Raw genomic sequence first — 15857 nt, forward strand, 5'->3', positions numbered from 1 at the left:
CTAACCACTGTCGTATAAACCGTGAGTAAGTTCTCACATTATAGGAACACAATAGAATATTAGGTGCCAATATTTACTTATAAGTGTTGGGTCACATAATAACTAGCCCGATCACTGACATTAAAAATTATCGGGCTGGTGCTGTTGTTACATATAGCAACCATGGGATGAGTGACATAATGGCGACTGAAGTACTAACAACGGATGACGTACTAACGAATATTCTGCAACCAATGACGTTTCCATTGCATGGCACGCGTTTGATCGAGGCGTCAGCGGGCACCGGTAAGACATTTACTATCGCGAGTTTGTATTTACGGTTATTGCTAGCGCACGGTAATGAGGACACTCGTCATCAACAGCAGTTGACGGTTGATCAAATTTTAGTTGTAACCTTTACTGAAGCGGCGACGGCAGAATTACGCGATCGTATTCGTGCCCGTATTCATGATGCGCGGTTAGCGTTTAGTCGTGGTATTAGTCACGATCCTGTTATTGAGCCGTTATTAAATGAATATCCAGATCATAAATTAGCCGCAACCCTTTTATTGCAAGCCGAACGGCAGATGGATGAAGCGGCGATTTATACTATCCATGGTTTCTGTCAGCGAATGCTTACTCAAAATGCGTTTGAATCGGGTAGCCGTTTTAATAATGAATTTGTGACCGATGAAAGCCAGCTTAAAAATATTGTGGTGGCGGATTATTGGCGTAGTAGTTTTTATCATTTACCGCCAGCGTTAGCCCATGAAGTGCGTGAAATTTGGTCATCGCCCACGGCATTATTGAAAGAAATTGGCAATAGTTTAACCGGTGCGCCAGTACGATTGTCAGTGGCTGCGATGACCGAATCGTTAGAACAATTACACCAGCAAAATATTGTGCGGATTGATGAAGTAAAAGCGTTGTGGCGTCAGCATCAAGCGGATCTTGAAGCCTTAATTGCCAATTCTGGAATCAATAAACGCAGTTATACAAAAAAAAGTTTACCCAATTGGATTGAGCAAGTCAGTGCATGGGCAGCGCAATCCACCGTTGGTTATGAATTGCCTGATAATTTGATTCGCTTCCATCAGCAGACATTAATTGAAAAAACCGCCAAAGGTGATGCGCCTGAGCATGCGGTTTTTAATGCCATTGCTGAATTATTAGATCATCCTGCTAATTTACGTGAACCATTATTAGCCCATGCGATTGAGCATTGTCGTCAATTATTGGCTGACGCTAAAGCGCGTAAAGGATGGTTATCGTTTGATGACTTGCTGACGCAGTTAGGCGCTGCGATTGATAATGATGTTGATGATCTACTCGCAAGTAAAATTCGTGCTCAATATCCAGTGGCGATGATTGATGAATTCCAAGATACCGATCCACTGCAATACGGTATTTTTAGTGATGTTTATCGTCATCACCCTGAATGCGGCTTGTTTATGATCGGTGATCCTAAGCAGGCTATTTATGCGTTCCGTGGCGCTGATATTTTTACGTATATTCAAGCGCGTCGCCAAGTCGCCGATCACTATACATTAGCCACTAACTGGCGCTCGACAGCTAATATGATTGCAGCCGTTAACGCGGTATTCCAACGACCGCAAAGCCCATTTATTTATGATCAAGATATTGAATTTTTAGCGGTTGATCATAGCCCTAACGCCGCTCAACGTAGCTGGTGGTTAGAGGGTGAGGCACAACATGCATTGACGTTTTGGTTACAAGATAGCCTAGATGGTAAGCCGATAACCAAAGGTAATTATCAAGCGACAATGGCTGCTTCCACTGCGGCACAAATTCAACATATTTTGACTCAATCGCAGCAACAACAAGCGTATTTCTTAGATAAAGAACAACAGCATAGTATTGAAGCGGGAGATATAGCGGTGTTGGTGCGTACGGGTACTGAAGGGCGCTTAGTCCGTGAAGCATTATCTAAACAAGGCATTGCCAGTGTTTATTTATCTAACCGTGACAGTGTGTTTTCAACCCCAGAAGCGGCCGATATTCAGCGTTTATTACAAGCAGTATTAACCCCTGAAGATGATCGTATATTACGCGCGGCGTTAGCCTCAGGGCTGTTTGCGCGCACTGCAATTGAACTTGATCAACTCAATAATGATGAGAATGAGTGGGAAATTGCAGTTAATAGTTTTAAGCAATATCGCCAACAGTGGCAAAAACGCGGTGTGATGCCGATGTTGCGCAGTGTGATGGCAAAAAATCAAATTGCAGAGCGATTATTAGCCGAAGATGGCGGTGAGCGTAAGTTGACTGATTTGCTGCATATTGGTGAATTACTGCAACAGGCGAGTCAAACATTAGACAGTGATTATGCACTGTTGCGCTGGTTAGCTGAACATGTTGCTGAGCCAAACGGCAATGCCGATGATCAAGTGATGCGGTTAGAATCAGAACGTAATTTGGTGAAGATCGTTACTATCCATAAATCAAAAGGCTTGGAATATAATTTAGTCTTTATGCCGTTTGTGTGCAGTTACCGTGAGGTCGATAGTAAAGGTGAAGTTAAATATCACGATGAAGTGGATAACATCACGGTACTTGATATTGCTAAACAAGCGCCCGCAATCGAAAAAGCCGATCTAGAACGATTAGCCGAAGATCTACGCTTAATTTATGTGGCGCTAACCCGTGCTGTTTATGGTTGTTATGTTGGTATGGCTCCGATTCGTAATGGCCGTAGCACCAAAGAGCCAACTGGCTTACATCGCTCAGCAATGGGACATTTAATACAGAATGGTGAGGCGGGCGGTGTCGCTGCACTTGAATTAGCCTTAGTTAAATTGTGTGAGGCGCAAGGGGCAATCACTGTGACTGAACCGCCGCAATTAAGTGATGTGCCATGGCAACCACCGGTGGAAGTAACTGAAGCCTTGGTTAAACGGTCGTTCTCTGCCTCATTAGAGCGTAATTGGTGGATGACCAGTTATTCTAATTTGGTTAAGCAAGGTCATCAAACGGCTCATGATAGCAGTCTAGATTTACCCGGGTTTGATATTGATTCGGTGCAAAATGTGACAGAAGACATCGATGATAATGAGTTGGAATTAGAGCCACAATACTCGATTTATACTTTTCCTCGTGGTGCGCGTCCCGGTACCTTTTTGCATACCGTGTTTGAAGAAATTGATTTTACCGCTGCGGTTGATTGCCCTGAAACGGTCGCGAAATTAACGGAATTATTGCAATTAGAAAATTATGAATTAGCGTGGTTACCTGTGTTGCAGCAGCTAATTCAGGATGTATTAACTTGTGCGCTTGATGGTGATGCATTGCGGTTGGTGGATAAAACAGCGTCGCAACGATTAACGGAAATGGAATTTTTATTGCCGATTGAGATCCTACAAGCAGTGGCACTCAACAAGGTGATTGCAAAACATGATCCGTTGTCAGCTAAAGCGGGTGAGTTAGGCTTTGCAACCGTGAGTGGAATGCTAAAAGGTTTTATCGATTTAGTGTTTGAGCATCAAGGTAAATATTACGTTTTAGACTGGAAATCAAATTATTTAGGTGATGATCCACAAGTGTATCGAGGTGAGCAATTGAAAACCGCGATGCGTGAACACCGTTATGATTTGCAATATCAAATCTATGCTCTGGCATTACAACGTTTTCTGCGCAGTCGTATACCTAATTACAGCTATGAGACCCATTTTGGTGGGGTGTATTACTTGTTTTTACGCGGTATTCAGGCGGGGAGTGATAGTGGTATTTTTTATGCGCGCCCAAGTGAACAATTACTTGATGAATTGGATTTACTCATGAAAGGAGTGTTATCACATGCTTAAGCGTTTACAAACACTGACTAAACAAGGTGGCTTACGTCAGCTTGATTATCAGTTTGCTAAATTTGTGGCGCTACACAGTCCGCAATCGCAACAGGATTTGGCAGCACTAATGGCTGCATTAGTGAGTTATGAATTAGGCAAAGGCCATGTTTGTATTCAATTAGATCAATTGCGCGTGCAGCACTTATTTGGTTTATCAAGCCGATTATCGGTAGCGTTAGTTGATGGCTTACCTGAATTAACCCAATGGGCACCATTATTATCACAATTTGATGTGGTAGCTAATGTTCAATCACAAGGTTTACAAGCGAGTCCTTTGGTGTTTGATCATGGTCGTTTATACCTCAATCGTTATTGGCAATTTGAACAAACGGTTGCAAAGCGGATTGTGGATATGGCGACTAATTACGGCCAAGTCACCCAGTGGCAAGACCAACAATTGAGTTTGATGCATCAAGCGTTGAATGATTTGTTTCAGCCAAGCTATGGGCATTTATACCATGCGCTGCAAGGTGTGACTGACGTTAAACAACGCCAGCAAATAACCTGTGATTATTTGAATATTGTTACACCACAGCAGCTTGATTGGATGGCGATTGATAGCGTATTACAACAAGCGCAGCAAATAACAGATTTACAACTATTAGATAGTTTGGTGCCAACGACGAACTGCTTAAATTGGCAAAAAGTAGCCGCAGCAATGGCACTAACACGTCAGTTTGCAGTGATCTCGGGCGGGCCGGGTACAGGTAAAACCACCACTGTAGCTAAATTATTGGCGGCGTTGGTGATGCAAGCTAATGGTGAACATAAACCGAATATTATGCTGGTGGCACCGACAGGTAAGGCGGCGGCGCGTTTAACGGAATCTATTGGTACTGCTATCAAATCATTAGCCGTACCGCAGGCGATTAAAGATTTAATTCCGACCCAATCAAGTACATTACACCGTTTATTAGGTTCGATTCCAAATCGGGTTGAATTTAGGCATCATAAAGATAATCCGTTGCACCTTGATGTACTGGTGGTTGATGAAGCCTCAATGGTCGATTTGCCGATGATGGCGCGATTATTAGATGCAATGCCACAAGGGGCTAAATTGATTTTATTGGGTGACCGAGATCAATTAGCCTCCGTTGAAGCGGGGGCGGTGTTAGGTGATATCTGTTCCTTTGCAACTCAAGGTTACAGCGCTCAGCAAGGGCAGTTATTAAGTCAGTTGACTGGGTTTGATTTACATTCAAATAATATCGGTTTAAGTGTGGTGACTGACTGTTTATGCATGCTACAAAAGAGTTACCGTTTCCATGCATTATCGGGTATTGGACAATTAGCTAAAGCGATTAATCTAGGTAAACCTGCACAGGTAAATAAGGTCTTTCAGCAAGGATTTAAAGATATTCATCATTCCCCTTTAGGTGCTGAAACTTATGTCTCGATGATTAATCAAGTGGTGACGTTTTATCTTGATTATTTAGATGCGATAAAAATCGATAAAACGCCGGCTGAAGTATTAAAAGCCTTTGCGAATGTCAGATTATTATGTGCCTTACGTGAAGGAGATTTTGGGGTTGTTGGCTTAAATCAACGGATTGAAAAAGAATTGACTCATCGTGGTCGCATTTCACCCAATGATGAAACCTGGTATGTCGGACGTCCGATTATGATCACGCGTAATGATCACGCATTAGGGTTATTTAACGGTGATATTGGTATGACGATGTTAGAACCTGAGGGTGATTCTGATGGTGGTCGGCGTCGATTACGGGTGTATTTTGAAATGCCAGATGGCACTGTTCGCGGAATTTTACCGAGTCGTATTCCTGAGCATGAAGTAGTGTATGCCATGACGATCCATAAATCACAAGGTTCGGAATTTGCGGATACAGTCATGGTATTACCTGCGGAATACACACCAATATTAACCCGTGAATTAATTTATACTGGTATCACGCGTGCTAAGTCGCGGCTGTACTTGTATGCACCGATGGACATTATTACCAAGAGTGTTCAAGTACGAACTGAACGTGCCAGCGGGTTAACACAACTATTAGTGTAATGTTATTGGTTATCTTTGAGTGAACAATGCCAGCATCAGTGCTGGCATTGTGTTATTTAGGTATCGTTTTTGGTTTAACGGATTAGCATTATGAGTATTTTAGATCGACGTTGATAATTATAGAGATCTTTTTTTATCATCGGCAATTGCTCGATATCACATTCATAAAATCCCTGTTCACGAAACCAATGTACACTACGGGTTGTAAGAACAAATATTTTATCAAGACCAGTATCGCGAGCTTGTTGGCATAGTTTATTGAGTAACAATACTCCGCGATCACCATCTCTAAAATCCGGATGAATAGCAACACATGCCATCTCTGCCATTTTTTCATCTGGATAGGGATACAGCGCAGCACAACCAATAATAAGGTTATCAAGTTCAATTACACTGAAAAGGGTAATTTCACGTTCTAATTGTTCTCGTGAACGGCGAACTAAAATTCCTTCTGCTTCTAACGGTTGAATCAAATCTAAAATCCCACCAATATCATTAATATCAGCGCGACGTATTTTCTCTGCGTTTGACATTACAATCTGAGTGCCAATTCCATCGAGCGAAAACAGTTCTTGAATCAGTGCGCCATCTTGTTTATAGCTCAATAAATGGCTGCGAGGTACGCCAGCATGGCAAGCGGTAATCGCGCCGCGAAGAAAACGGCCAGTGCCACTTTGTTGCTCGTCATTATCGATCAGCTGTTGCAATACCTGCTCTGCATCATGGGGTAATAATTCTGAGATGATGTCATTGTTGTTATCAATGACCCCTTGTTCTGAACAAAAGCCAATTAATTTATCTGCTTGTAATCGAATCGCGACTTGTGTGGCAATTTCTTCTGAGGTGAGATTAAAACATTCACCAGTGACAGAGCTGGCAATTGGGCCGAGTAATACGATTGAGCCTTGTTTTAATTGGTTGGCTATGGCGGTGCTATTAATTCGACGAATTTTACCGCTATGACAAAAATCAATCCCGTCATCGATGCCTAATGGTTGGGCAATAATAAAGTTACCACTAATGACATTAATTTGTGATCCAGCCATTGGGGTATTATTAAGTCCCATTGAAAAGCGAGCTGTGATATCAAGTTGGAGTTGTCCTGCGGCTTGTTTAGCGATTTCGAGGCTATGTGTATCGGTAATTCTGATGCCTTTGTGATAAGGGCTATCATAATGTTGCTGTTCTAAGAGGGTGGTTATTTGTGGTCGAGCGCCATACACCATCACAATATGAATACCCAAACTGTGTAGTAATGCTATATCACTCACAATGTTGGCAAAGTTGGGATCAGCAATGGCTTTACCTCCGACCATGATCACCATGGTTTTACCGACATGAGCATTTAAATACGGGGCTGACTGACGAAATCCTTTAACTAAAGGGGTCTTACGTGTATTCACAAGCGATATCCATATCTATGTTTAATTTATAACCAATAAATTAAATCAATTATGTGGTTTCCGCAGCATTTAAATGTGATTTTGACGAAATTAGTAATAATCATTATCGGTGCGTAAATATTCATTTTAGCTATCGAAGGTATTTATGCTTAACGGTTTGTCGTGTGAGTTGTTGGATGGAGGTTTATACGAATAGTATATTTAATTCATTCAATGGAACTTTTGTTACTGCCTATTAGTCTTAGATCTTTTAATGGTGTTATATCATTTATTCAAGATTTTTTTAAATAATTACTTATTTTCAGATGGCGTTTGTTAGTATTGGCATCCGTTTGCTGCTTTTATAAAAGTAGGCGAGCTATCTCTTTTTCATTTTTATAAAACTTTTATAGGTTTATCTATCGTGTTACGTAAAGCAACAGTTGCAATTATTCTTTTTAGCTTGGTGGGATGTTCATCTCCAGAAAGTACGACAACGGAAAAATCGAGCTTAGCGGCAGTTGGTAATCCGTTAGCACACCAATATTTAGGTCAGCATTTTGATCATGTGTTAAATAAAGTTTCACAAATTGAATCAAATAAACCCCATGATTACAGTACCTTTGCCCCACAAGCAAAAATGGTCACCTCTCGTTCGTCATCAATGGCGCGTAAATTTGAACCTTTGTATAACCAAGTAGAAAATTGGGCAAAGCACAGTGGTAATCCAAGCACGTTAGCTAAATACGGCATCCAAGCGGCACAAATGGGGGGTGCTAATGGCGAAGGCAATGTGATGTTTACTGGTTATTATTCTCCAGTTATTGAATTGCGCCATAAACCAATGGGTGCCTATCGTTACCCAATTTATGCAATGCCAACCTGCAAAGGTCGTTGTCCTTCACGCGAGCAAATCTATGATGGTGCGTTGGCGGGTAAAGGATTAGTGTTGGGTTACAGTAAATCGATGCTTGATGTATTTATGATGGAAGTACAAGGCAGTGGTTTTGTTCATTTTAAAGATAATAACCAACTGCAATATTTTGGTTATGCGGGTAAAAATGGTCATCGTTATGTCAGTATTGGTCGCGTATTGATTGATCGTGGTGAAGTGTCTAAAGCGAAGATGTCACTGCAAGCGATTCAAAACTGGGTGGCTAATCACAGTGAAAGTGAAGTACGTGAATTATTAGAGCAAAATCCATCATATGTGTTCTTCTCGCCACGTAAAACATTAGATGTGAAAGGCAGTGCGGGTATTCCACTGTTAGCGAATGCAGCAGTAGCTGCGGATCGTAAATACATTCCAATGGGATCAGTGTTATTAGCGGAAGTACCACAATTAGATGCTAAAGGTAACTGGACCGGTAAACATGTACTTCGATTATTATTAGCATTAGATACTGGTGGTGCGGTGAAGCGTAATCATCTTGATTTATACCATGGTAAAGGTAAGCAAGCGGGTACTGATGCTGGTCACTATAAGCATTTTGGCCGCGTATGGCGTTTAGGTCTTAAAGGTACAGCAACTCAAGATCCATGGTTAATGCCACGATAATAGTTATGGTCGTTGAGATCACGGTTGTGATCTTTTTGGTCTGACTGGACAATTGTTTTGAGAGTGCGTATAAAAACGCACTCTTTATTTATCCATCTCAAGCAGTGTAGAACCAGTATGCGTGAATTAGATACCCCAGCATCCGATAGTTATAATCAACGTTTTGGCGGCACTCGTCGTTTATATGGCAACAGTGAAGTTGAAATTCTTCGCGCTGCACATGTATGTGTGATTGGTATTGGCGGTGTTGGCTCATGGGCAGCAGAAGCGTTAGCACGATCTGGCGTGGGTGAATTAACCTTAATTGATATGGATGATGTTTGTGTAACTAATATCAACCGTCAAATTCATGCAATGACAGGCACTATTGGTCAAAGTAAAATTGAAGTAATGGCTGCGCGTATTCAATTGATTAACCCTGACTGTAAAGTTAATTTAATTGATGATTTTATTAGTCCTGAAAATCAAGCGCAGTATTTATCAAAAGAATTTGATTATGTATTAGATGCGATTGATAGCCTTAAAGCAAAAGCATCACTATTGGCGTATTGTAAAAGTAATAAAATAAAAGTAATCACGATTGGTGGTGCTGGTGGACAAACGGATCCAACTCAAATTCAAGTGACAGATTTAACCAAAACGATCCAAGATCCATTGGCTAGAAAATTGCGTGAAACATTGCGTCATCATCATAATTTCACTAAAAATGCTAAGCGTAAATTTGGGATTGATTGTGTTTATTCCACTGAGCATTTGAAATATCCACAAGCTGATGGTTCTGTGTGTGCGGTAAAAGCGACGGCGGAAGGACCTAAACGAATGGATTGTGCCAGTGGCTTTGGTGCTGCAACCGTTGTGACGGCAAGCTTTGGTTTTGTCGCTGTGGCTCATATTATTAAGAAGCTGATTGAAAAGCATCGTCAATAAAGATGTCGCCTAAACAGTAATGAAGAGTAAAAAGCGGATCATCATTGGGATCCGCTTTTTTGTATCTAGCCGATAGGAATAGGCGTTAATTCGATGAATTATTAGTGCGCAAGTTGTTTTATTTGTTCAACAATCGCTTTTAAACCGTTGCCACGCGAAGGGCTAAGATGGGCCATTAAGCCTAAACTATCAAAGTAGGCATCGATATCAAAAGCGTTAATTTCAGCGGCTGTTTTACCATTATAAGCGGCTAGCACTAAGGTAATTAAACCACGCACGATTCGCGCATCTGAATCAGCGATAAAGTAATAGTGATTATTAACAACTTGATGATGTAACCACACTTGTGATTCACAGCCGCTGATTTTAAGTTGATCTTGCTTATAGCTATCATCCAGTTGTGGTAGTTTTTTACCGAGTTGAATAACGTTACGATAGCGATCTTCCCACCCCATTGCGATTTGCATTTGGGCAATGATATCAGTGGTCGTGATCTCAGAGCCAAAAGGGTGCTGAGGGAGTGTTATAGTGGTGGTCATGTTGTTTTCCTTGGCTGTAACTATAATAAATCACAGGCTTTATGCAGTGCTGCAATAAATCGCGCCACATCTTGTTGATCATTATAAAGTGCTAATGATACCCGTAATGTTCCTGTTAAGCCTAGTGCATCAAGCATTGGATGAGCGCAATGATGACCAGCACGCAGGGCAATCTGTTGTTGATCTAGCAGTGTGGCTATATCTTGATGATGAACGCCATCAACCACAAAAGAAAATAAGCTCGCATTAGGTTGAAGACCAATAATACGCAGTCCATTAATATTCTGAATCCCGTCCAAGGCTTGTTGACGTAAATCGGCAATGTGTTGTTCTGCGCCTTGATGGTCGATATTTTGTAACCAGTCAATGGCTGCTGCAAGCGCTAAGCTACCCGCAACATTGGGTGTGCCTGCTTCAAATTTCCCGGGTAAACCTGCATAGCTGGTACCAGCAAATGATACCTTATCGACCATTTTACCACCGCCGTGCCATGGGGGCATCGCTTCAAGCAGTGCTTGCTTACCATAGAGCGCACCAATACCCGTTGGCGCATAAATCTTATGGCCCGAGAACACATAGAAATCGGCATCAAGTGCTTGAACATCAATGCGTTCATGGACGATCCCTTGTGCGCCATCAACCACGACCACTGCGCCATATTGGTGAGCTGCAGCTATCATTGATTCAATTGGATTTCGAGTTCCGGTAACATTCGTGATATGAGCAACAGCGACAATTTTGGTTTTATTCGACAATAAACGCAGATAAGCATCAATATCTAATGTGCAATCTTTACGCATTGGAATTTTAACGACTTTAGCCCCGGTTTGTTCAGCAACCATTTGCCAAGGTACGATATTGGCATGGTGTTCAAGCTCACTGACTAAAATTTCATCGCCTACTTGCAAATTAGAGCGGGCATAGGTTTGTGCAATGAGATTTAATGCTTCGGTTGCACCACGAGTCCAAATGATTTCTTTAGGACTGGCAGCACCAATAAAGTGTTGTACTGTTGCTCGTGCTTGTTCAAAAGCAAAGGTCGCATTCGCCGTTAAACTATGGCTACCTCGGTGTACATTGGCATTATAACCACGGTAATAGTGACTTAGCGTATCGATAACAATCGCAGGCTTTTGAGTTGTTGCTGCACTGTCTAAATAAACCGCTCGCGGTGCGACATCTGAATGTTGCAGTGCTGGGAATTGGGTTTGAATTTGTTTGATATCGAATGGTATGGTCATAGCAGGTCACATTACAGAAATTTGGATTATTGATGATGCTAATAAATGCAAAGAAGAGCAAGTGTTGCGATGATTTTTGATAAATAAAAAAATAGCACTGCGTTGGGGCGCAGTGCTAAAAATTACTTCAACCTATTGGTCAAAATACAGGAAGTAAAGAGGTAGATAACTACCGATCCGGCAGGATCCGGACAATATGCAAACACAACATCGTAATATTAATTCAGCGGTTAGCCAGAGGGCAAAACACAAAATGTTCATTAATATTACGGAACGAATAATAGGGTTTATATAGCACTTAAACAATGGACAATTTATAATGTTTGAGATGAAAAAAACTAATGCATTAGAGAGCCTCGAAAAGTATGTCAAGACGTTTACCCCCACTCAACTCATTGAAGGTGTTTGAAGCTGCTGCAAGGCATTTAAGTTTCACTCGTGCCGCTGAAGAACTTTTTGTTACTCAAGCCGCAGTTAGCCATCAAATTAAAGCCTTAGAAGAATTTCTTGGGTTAAAATTATTCCGTCGTCGCAACCGTTCATTGTTATTGACTGAAGAAGGACAAAGCTACTTTCTTGATATTAAAGATGTCTTTTCATCAATTTCAGATGCGACGGATAAGGTGCTTGAAAGAGGCTCTAAAGGTGCATTAACCATTAGTTTACCTCCTAGTTTTGCTATTCAATGGTTGGTTCCTAGATTAACCGACTTTAATGAGCAACACCCTGAAATAGACGTTCGTATTAAAGCTGTTGATCTTGATGAAGGTTCATTGACAGATGATGTTGATGTGGCAATTTATTATGGTCGTGGTAATTGGTCCGGCTTACGTGCTGATAAATTATATCAAGAATTTATGATGCCGGTATGTTCACCAATGTTATTGGTTGGGACGAAACCGTTACGCACTATTGAGGATTTAAAATTACACACTTTGCTGCATGATACTTCCCGTAAAGAGTGGAAAAACTATGTTCGTCATTATGATGTGAAAGACGTTAATGTGAATCAAGGACCGATCTTTAGTCATTCGACGATGGTATTGCAGGCAGCGGCTCACGGCCAAGGTATTGCATTAGGTAATAATGTATTGGCTCAACCAGAGTTAGAAGCTGGGCGGTTAGTGTGTCCGTTTGATGAAATCATTGTCAGTAAAAATGCGTTTTATTTTGTGTGTCAGGAAAAACAAGCAGATACCGGACGTATTCAAATTTTCCGTGATTGGATTTTAAATAAAGCTCGTAAAGAGCAAAAGGATATGCCGGATGTCATTGAAGAAGTGTGAATATCTGATTGATGGCCCTGATGCTGAACATGCTGTAGCGACGTTTTTATTTGCCCATGGTGCTGGTGCTGGGATGGATCATGCATTTATGACCACCGTTGCGCAGGGATTGGCACTACATAATATTCAAGTGGTACGGTTTAATTTCCCCTATATGATTAAGCGTGCTGAAGACGGTAAAAAGCGTCCACCTGATCGTCAGCCTAAATTATTACTCGATTTTCAAAACCATATTGAACAATTTGATAATGGTAAGTTAGTCATTGGTGGTAAATCGATGGGGGGGCGAATGGCGAGTTTGATGGTGACTGGTATTGCAGCCGACACGCCAATGGTTAGTAATTGCGCCGCAAAAGTACGCGGTGTTGCTTGTCTAGGTTTTCCGTTTCATCCGCCAGCAAAGCCTGAAAATTATCGCGGCGATCATTTAGCAATAATTACCGTACCTACCCTTATTTTACAAGGTGAACGCGATACCTTTGGGGTGCGTAGTGAAGTTGAACAATGGCCTTTTTCTGCGCAGGTGAGTTACCAGTTTTTAGCTGATGGTGATCACGGCTTTAAACCGCGAAAAGCATCGGGTCATACTGAAGCTGAAAATATCACAATAGCAATTGAGGCATTGGCGGCTTTTATTAAAAATTGTGTTAATAGTGAAGATGCAGAGTAAGGGTTGTACTAATGATGGTTGAATTAACCGTTAAACAGCGTCATCAATCACGATTAATGTTAGTGTGTGCTGCATGCAGTGGTGTAGTCATGGTGGCATTGGGTGCATTTGCTGCGCATGGATTAAGTCGCATATTAACACCCCACTTACTTGATGTGTTTAAAGTTGGGGTTCAATATCAGGCATGGCATACCTTGGCATTATTAGCTTGTGGAATATTGTCACGCTTTTTGCCATCAAAAGCGTTATCATACGCGGCGCTGTTTTTTGGCCTCGGTATAATTTGTTTTAGTGGCAGTTTATATGCGTTAGCTTTAACCAGCATTAAGTGGTTTGGTCCCGTCACTCCGATGGGCGGAATATGTTTTATTATTGGCTGGGTGATGCTTGCAATAGCCACCTGGCCTTCAGCTTGAGGGTTCCAACGTGAATCAAGTTTTATTGTACTGTCGTCCTGGCTTTGAAAAAGAATGTGCCGGAGAGGTTCAAGACAAAGCAAATACGCTGGAATTGTTTGGTTTCCCTCGGGCGAAAAACAATTCAGGTTATGTGTTATTTGAGTTTTACCAAGCAGGTGATGCAAATAAGTTTATTCAATTGCAGCCATTTTCGCAGTTGATTTTTGCTCGTCAAATGTTTGCAACATCAGCAATGCTAACCGGTTTGCCAACAGAAGATCGTATTTCACCTATTCTAGAAGCAATTGGTGAAGGTTTTCCTATCTGTGGTGATTTACGCATTGAAACACCGGATACTAATGAAGCGAAAGAGCTATTAAAATTCTGTCGTAAATTTACAGTGCCATTACGTCAAGCAATGCGTAAGCGTAATATTTTATACGTTAAAGATAACCATAAAAAACCAGTGTTACACGTGTGCTTTATTGCCCCTGGTTGTTGTTTTGTTGGCTATTCTTTCACGCAAAATAACTCACAGTTCTTTATGGGTATTCCTCGTCTTAAATTTCCATCAGATGCGCCAAGCCGCTCAACGTTGAAATTAGAAGAAGCATTTCACGTGTTTATTCCTCGTGAAGAGTGGGATGAGCGTTTAGCGCCGGGTATGTGGAGTGTTGACTTAGGTGCCTGTCCTGGTGGTTGGACGTATCAATTAGTGAAACGTTCGATGTTTGTTCATGCGATTGATAATGGCATCATGGCGCAAAGCTTAATGGATACTGGCCAAGTTAAATATCACGCAGTTGATGGTTTTAAATATGAGCCAGCACGTAAGAATATTACGTGGATTGTATGTGACATGATTGAAAAACCAGCCCGCGTGGCGCACCTTATCGGTGAATGGTTAATTAAAGCATGGGCAAAAGAAGCTATTTTTAACCTTAAACTGCCAATGAAAGGCCGTTATGACGAAGTGCTACAAGATATTGAAAATCTAAAAGTACTACTGATTAAAAATGGGGTTAAGTTTAAGCTTCAGGCTAAGCATTTGTACCATGACCGTGAAGAAATTACGGTACATATTCAACGCTTAGATAATCGCTCTGCATATTAATTTGCATGAAGTGTAACGGATTATTATTAACGCCATCCTTTTGAGGGTGGCGTTTTTTTATGGTTGGAATTTATGCTGAATTAATCTTGATTGACTTCATGGTAACGAATATCTTGTAAATTAAAGCCAAGTTCTAAATCAGTTTTTAGGCTTGCTACCGCTTTTGATGCACGTGCTGTTTCTTCATTACCGATGATTTTTTTGTGCCATTTAGGGGCAAGATCGGTAGCCGTTAAAACTGCCTCAAGAGTGGGGTAGAGACTTAATAGTTCAACAGCAGCTTTGGGGCCAATGCCTGCAATACCCGGGATTTTACTGGAACTGATCCCTGCTAATCCCCAATAGTCAGTTAACAGCTGTGGTTTAACCCCATATTCTTTTTCAATAAATGGGCTATCAAGCCAGCGCTGCTGAAAATAATCACGAATACGTAAGGTAGGTTGCAGTAACTGACAATACCCTTTGTCGGTTGAAACGATAGTGACTTGCTCGTGACGAGACGCAACTTTTAATGCCAAGGTTGCTACTAAATCATCCGCTTCATCACCCTCTGATAATAATGAATCAATGCCTATTGCCATAAATGCATCTTGAATGTTATCCATACCCGTTAACAGTTCTGGCGGCATTGGTTTACGGCCTTCTTTATAATGCGGCAATAATTCTGCTCGCCAACCACGATCATTACTATTATGGTCAAACACAGCGACAATATGGCTTGGTTCGGTACTATTAATGATTTTCTGTAATGCCTGACAACACACCCTGGCAGTATTGTCGATATCGGGTTGCCCTGGTTGCGCTGCATGAACGCGACGAATAAGATTTAATGCATCAATAATAACAAGGTGGATAGCCATAAATTAATTCTATGTAGATGAAT

At 41.4% G+C, this 15857-nt stretch carries 12 protein-coding genes; 8 read left to right on the forward strand and 4 right to left on the reverse strand.

Annotated features, from left to right (window positions below; translation table 11 throughout):
• Positions 1-179 precede the first annotated feature (179 nt).
• Both recB and recD read left to right on the forward strand, forming a co-directional pair.
• Positions 180-3800 carry an exodeoxyribonuclease V subunit beta gene (gene recB / locus CIK00_RS15680; protein ID WP_167388571.1) on the forward strand — a complete coding sequence of 1207 codons (3621 nt, stop codon included), beginning with the start codon at positions 180-182 and terminating at the stop codon, positions 3798-3800.
• Positions 3793-5859 (forward strand): exodeoxyribonuclease V subunit alpha, encoded by a 2067-nt coding sequence (recD, locus tag CIK00_RS15685; protein ID WP_101769609.1) that lies wholly within the window; start codon positions 3793-3795, stop codon positions 5857-5859. The genes recB and recD overlap by 8 nt, the downstream gene beginning before the upstream one ends.
• Positions 5860-5933: 74 nt before the next feature.
• Here the strand turns inward: recD and argA are convergent, their stop codons facing one another.
• Positions 5934-7271 carry an amino-acid N-acetyltransferase gene (gene argA / locus CIK00_RS15690; RefSeq protein ID WP_101769610.1) on the reverse strand — a complete coding sequence of 446 codons (1338 nt, stop codon included), beginning with the start codon at positions 7269-7271 and terminating at the stop codon, positions 5934-5936.
• 394 nt (positions 7272-7665) lie between these two features.
• On the opposite strand from argA, the gene mltA reads away from it, so the two are divergent.
• Together mltA and tcdA are read left to right on the forward strand one after the other, a co-directional pair.
• Entirely contained in the window at positions 7666-8799 is a 1134-nt protein-coding gene (mltA, locus tag CIK00_RS15695; protein ID WP_101769611.1) for a murein transglycosylase A, read from the forward strand.
• A gap of 117 nt (positions 8800-8916) precedes the next feature.
• Entirely contained in the window at positions 8917-9726 is an 810-nt protein-coding gene (tcdA, locus tag CIK00_RS15700; protein WP_045037489.1) for a tRNA cyclic N6-threonylcarbamoyladenosine(37) synthase TcdA, read from the forward strand.
• A 101-nt stretch (positions 9727-9827) separates the two neighbouring features.
• Here tcdA and csdE read toward each other — a convergent pair whose 3' ends face one another.
• Positions 9828-10265: a cysteine desulfurase sulfur acceptor subunit CsdE gene (gene csdE, locus CIK00_RS15705; protein WP_101769612.1), complete on the reverse strand. Its 438-nt coding sequence runs from the start codon at positions 10263-10265 to the stop codon at positions 9828-9830.
• Positions 10266-10285: 20 nt separating this feature from the next.
• Positions 10286-11506, reverse strand: coding sequence for a cysteine desulfurase CsdA (csdA, locus tag CIK00_RS15710; RefSeq protein WP_101769613.1), 1221 nt, complete (start codon positions 11504-11506; stop codon positions 10286-10288).
• 365 nt (positions 11507-11871) lie between these two features.
• Here csdA and CIK00_RS15715 point away from each other — a divergent pair, with 365 nt between their 5' ends.
• Genes CIK00_RS15715 through rlmM form a run of 4 tightly spaced genes read left to right on the forward strand, consistent with a single transcriptional unit; the run spans position 11872 to position 14974 of the window.
• Positions 11872-12792: a transcriptional regulator GcvA gene (locus CIK00_RS15715; RefSeq protein WP_101769614.1), complete on the forward strand. Its 921-nt coding sequence runs from the start codon at positions 11872-11874 to the stop codon at positions 12790-12792.
• Entirely contained in the window at positions 12773-13462 is a 690-nt protein-coding gene (locus CIK00_RS15720; protein WP_193435479.1) for an alpha/beta family hydrolase, read from the forward strand. Before CIK00_RS15715 ends, CIK00_RS15720 begins: the two co-directional genes overlap by 20 nt.
• 14 nt (positions 13463-13476) lie before the next feature.
• Positions 13477-13878, forward strand: coding sequence for a DUF423 domain-containing protein (locus CIK00_RS15725; protein WP_101769661.1), 402 nt, complete (start codon positions 13477-13479; stop codon positions 13876-13878).
• A 10-nt stretch (positions 13879-13888) separates the two neighbouring features.
• Positions 13889-14974, forward strand: coding sequence for a 23S rRNA (cytidine(2498)-2'-O)-methyltransferase RlmM (gene rlmM, locus CIK00_RS15730; protein WP_101769615.1), 1086 nt, complete (start codon positions 13889-13891; stop codon positions 14972-14974).
• A gap of 80 nt (positions 14975-15054) precedes the next feature.
• Here the strand turns inward: rlmM and xni are convergent, their stop codons facing one another.
• Entirely contained in the window at positions 15055-15834 is a 780-nt protein-coding gene (gene xni / locus CIK00_RS15735) for a flap endonuclease Xni (protein WP_101769616.1), read from the reverse strand.
• Positions 15835-15857: the final 23 nt, after the last annotated feature.

This window comes from Photobacterium carnosum (genome assembly GCF_002849605.1).
GTDB classification, from domain to species: Bacteria; Pseudomonadota; Gammaproteobacteria; order Enterobacterales; family Vibrionaceae; genus Photobacterium; species Photobacterium carnosum.

What these genes read in the sequence shown, in the direction of transcription:
- csdA (WP_101769613.1), bottom strand. Translation starts at nt 11,506, where the DNA reads ATGACCATACCATTCGATATCAAACAAATTCAAACCCAATTCCCAGCA.
- CIK00_RS15720 (WP_193435479.1), top strand. Translation starts at nt 12,773, where the DNA reads ATGTCATTGAAGAAGTGTGAATATCTGATTGATGGCCCTGATGCTGAA.
- xni (WP_101769616.1), bottom strand. Translation starts at nt 15,834, where the DNA reads ATGGCTATCCACCTTGTTATTATTGATGCATTAAATCTTATTCGTCGC.
- CIK00_RS15725 (WP_101769661.1), top strand. Translation starts at nt 13,477, where the DNA reads ATGGTTGAATTAACCGTTAAACAGCGTCATCAATCACGATTAATGTTA.
- tcdA (WP_045037489.1), top strand. Translation starts at nt 8,917, where the DNA reads ATGCGTGAATTAGATACCCCAGCATCCGATAGTTATAATCAACGTTTT.
- recD (WP_101769609.1), top strand. Translation starts at nt 3,793, where the DNA reads ATGCTTAAGCGTTTACAAACACTGACTAAACAAGGTGGCTTACGTCAG.
- csdE (WP_101769612.1), bottom strand. Translation starts at nt 10,265, where the DNA reads ATGACCACCACTATAACACTCCCTCAGCACCCTTTTGGCTCTGAGATC.
- CIK00_RS15715 (WP_101769614.1), top strand. Translation starts at nt 11,872, where the DNA reads ATGTCAAGACGTTTACCCCCACTCAACTCATTGAAGGTGTTTGAAGCT.
- recB (WP_167388571.1), top strand. Translation starts at nt 180, where the DNA reads ATGGCGACTGAAGTACTAACAACGGATGACGTACTAACGAATATTCTG.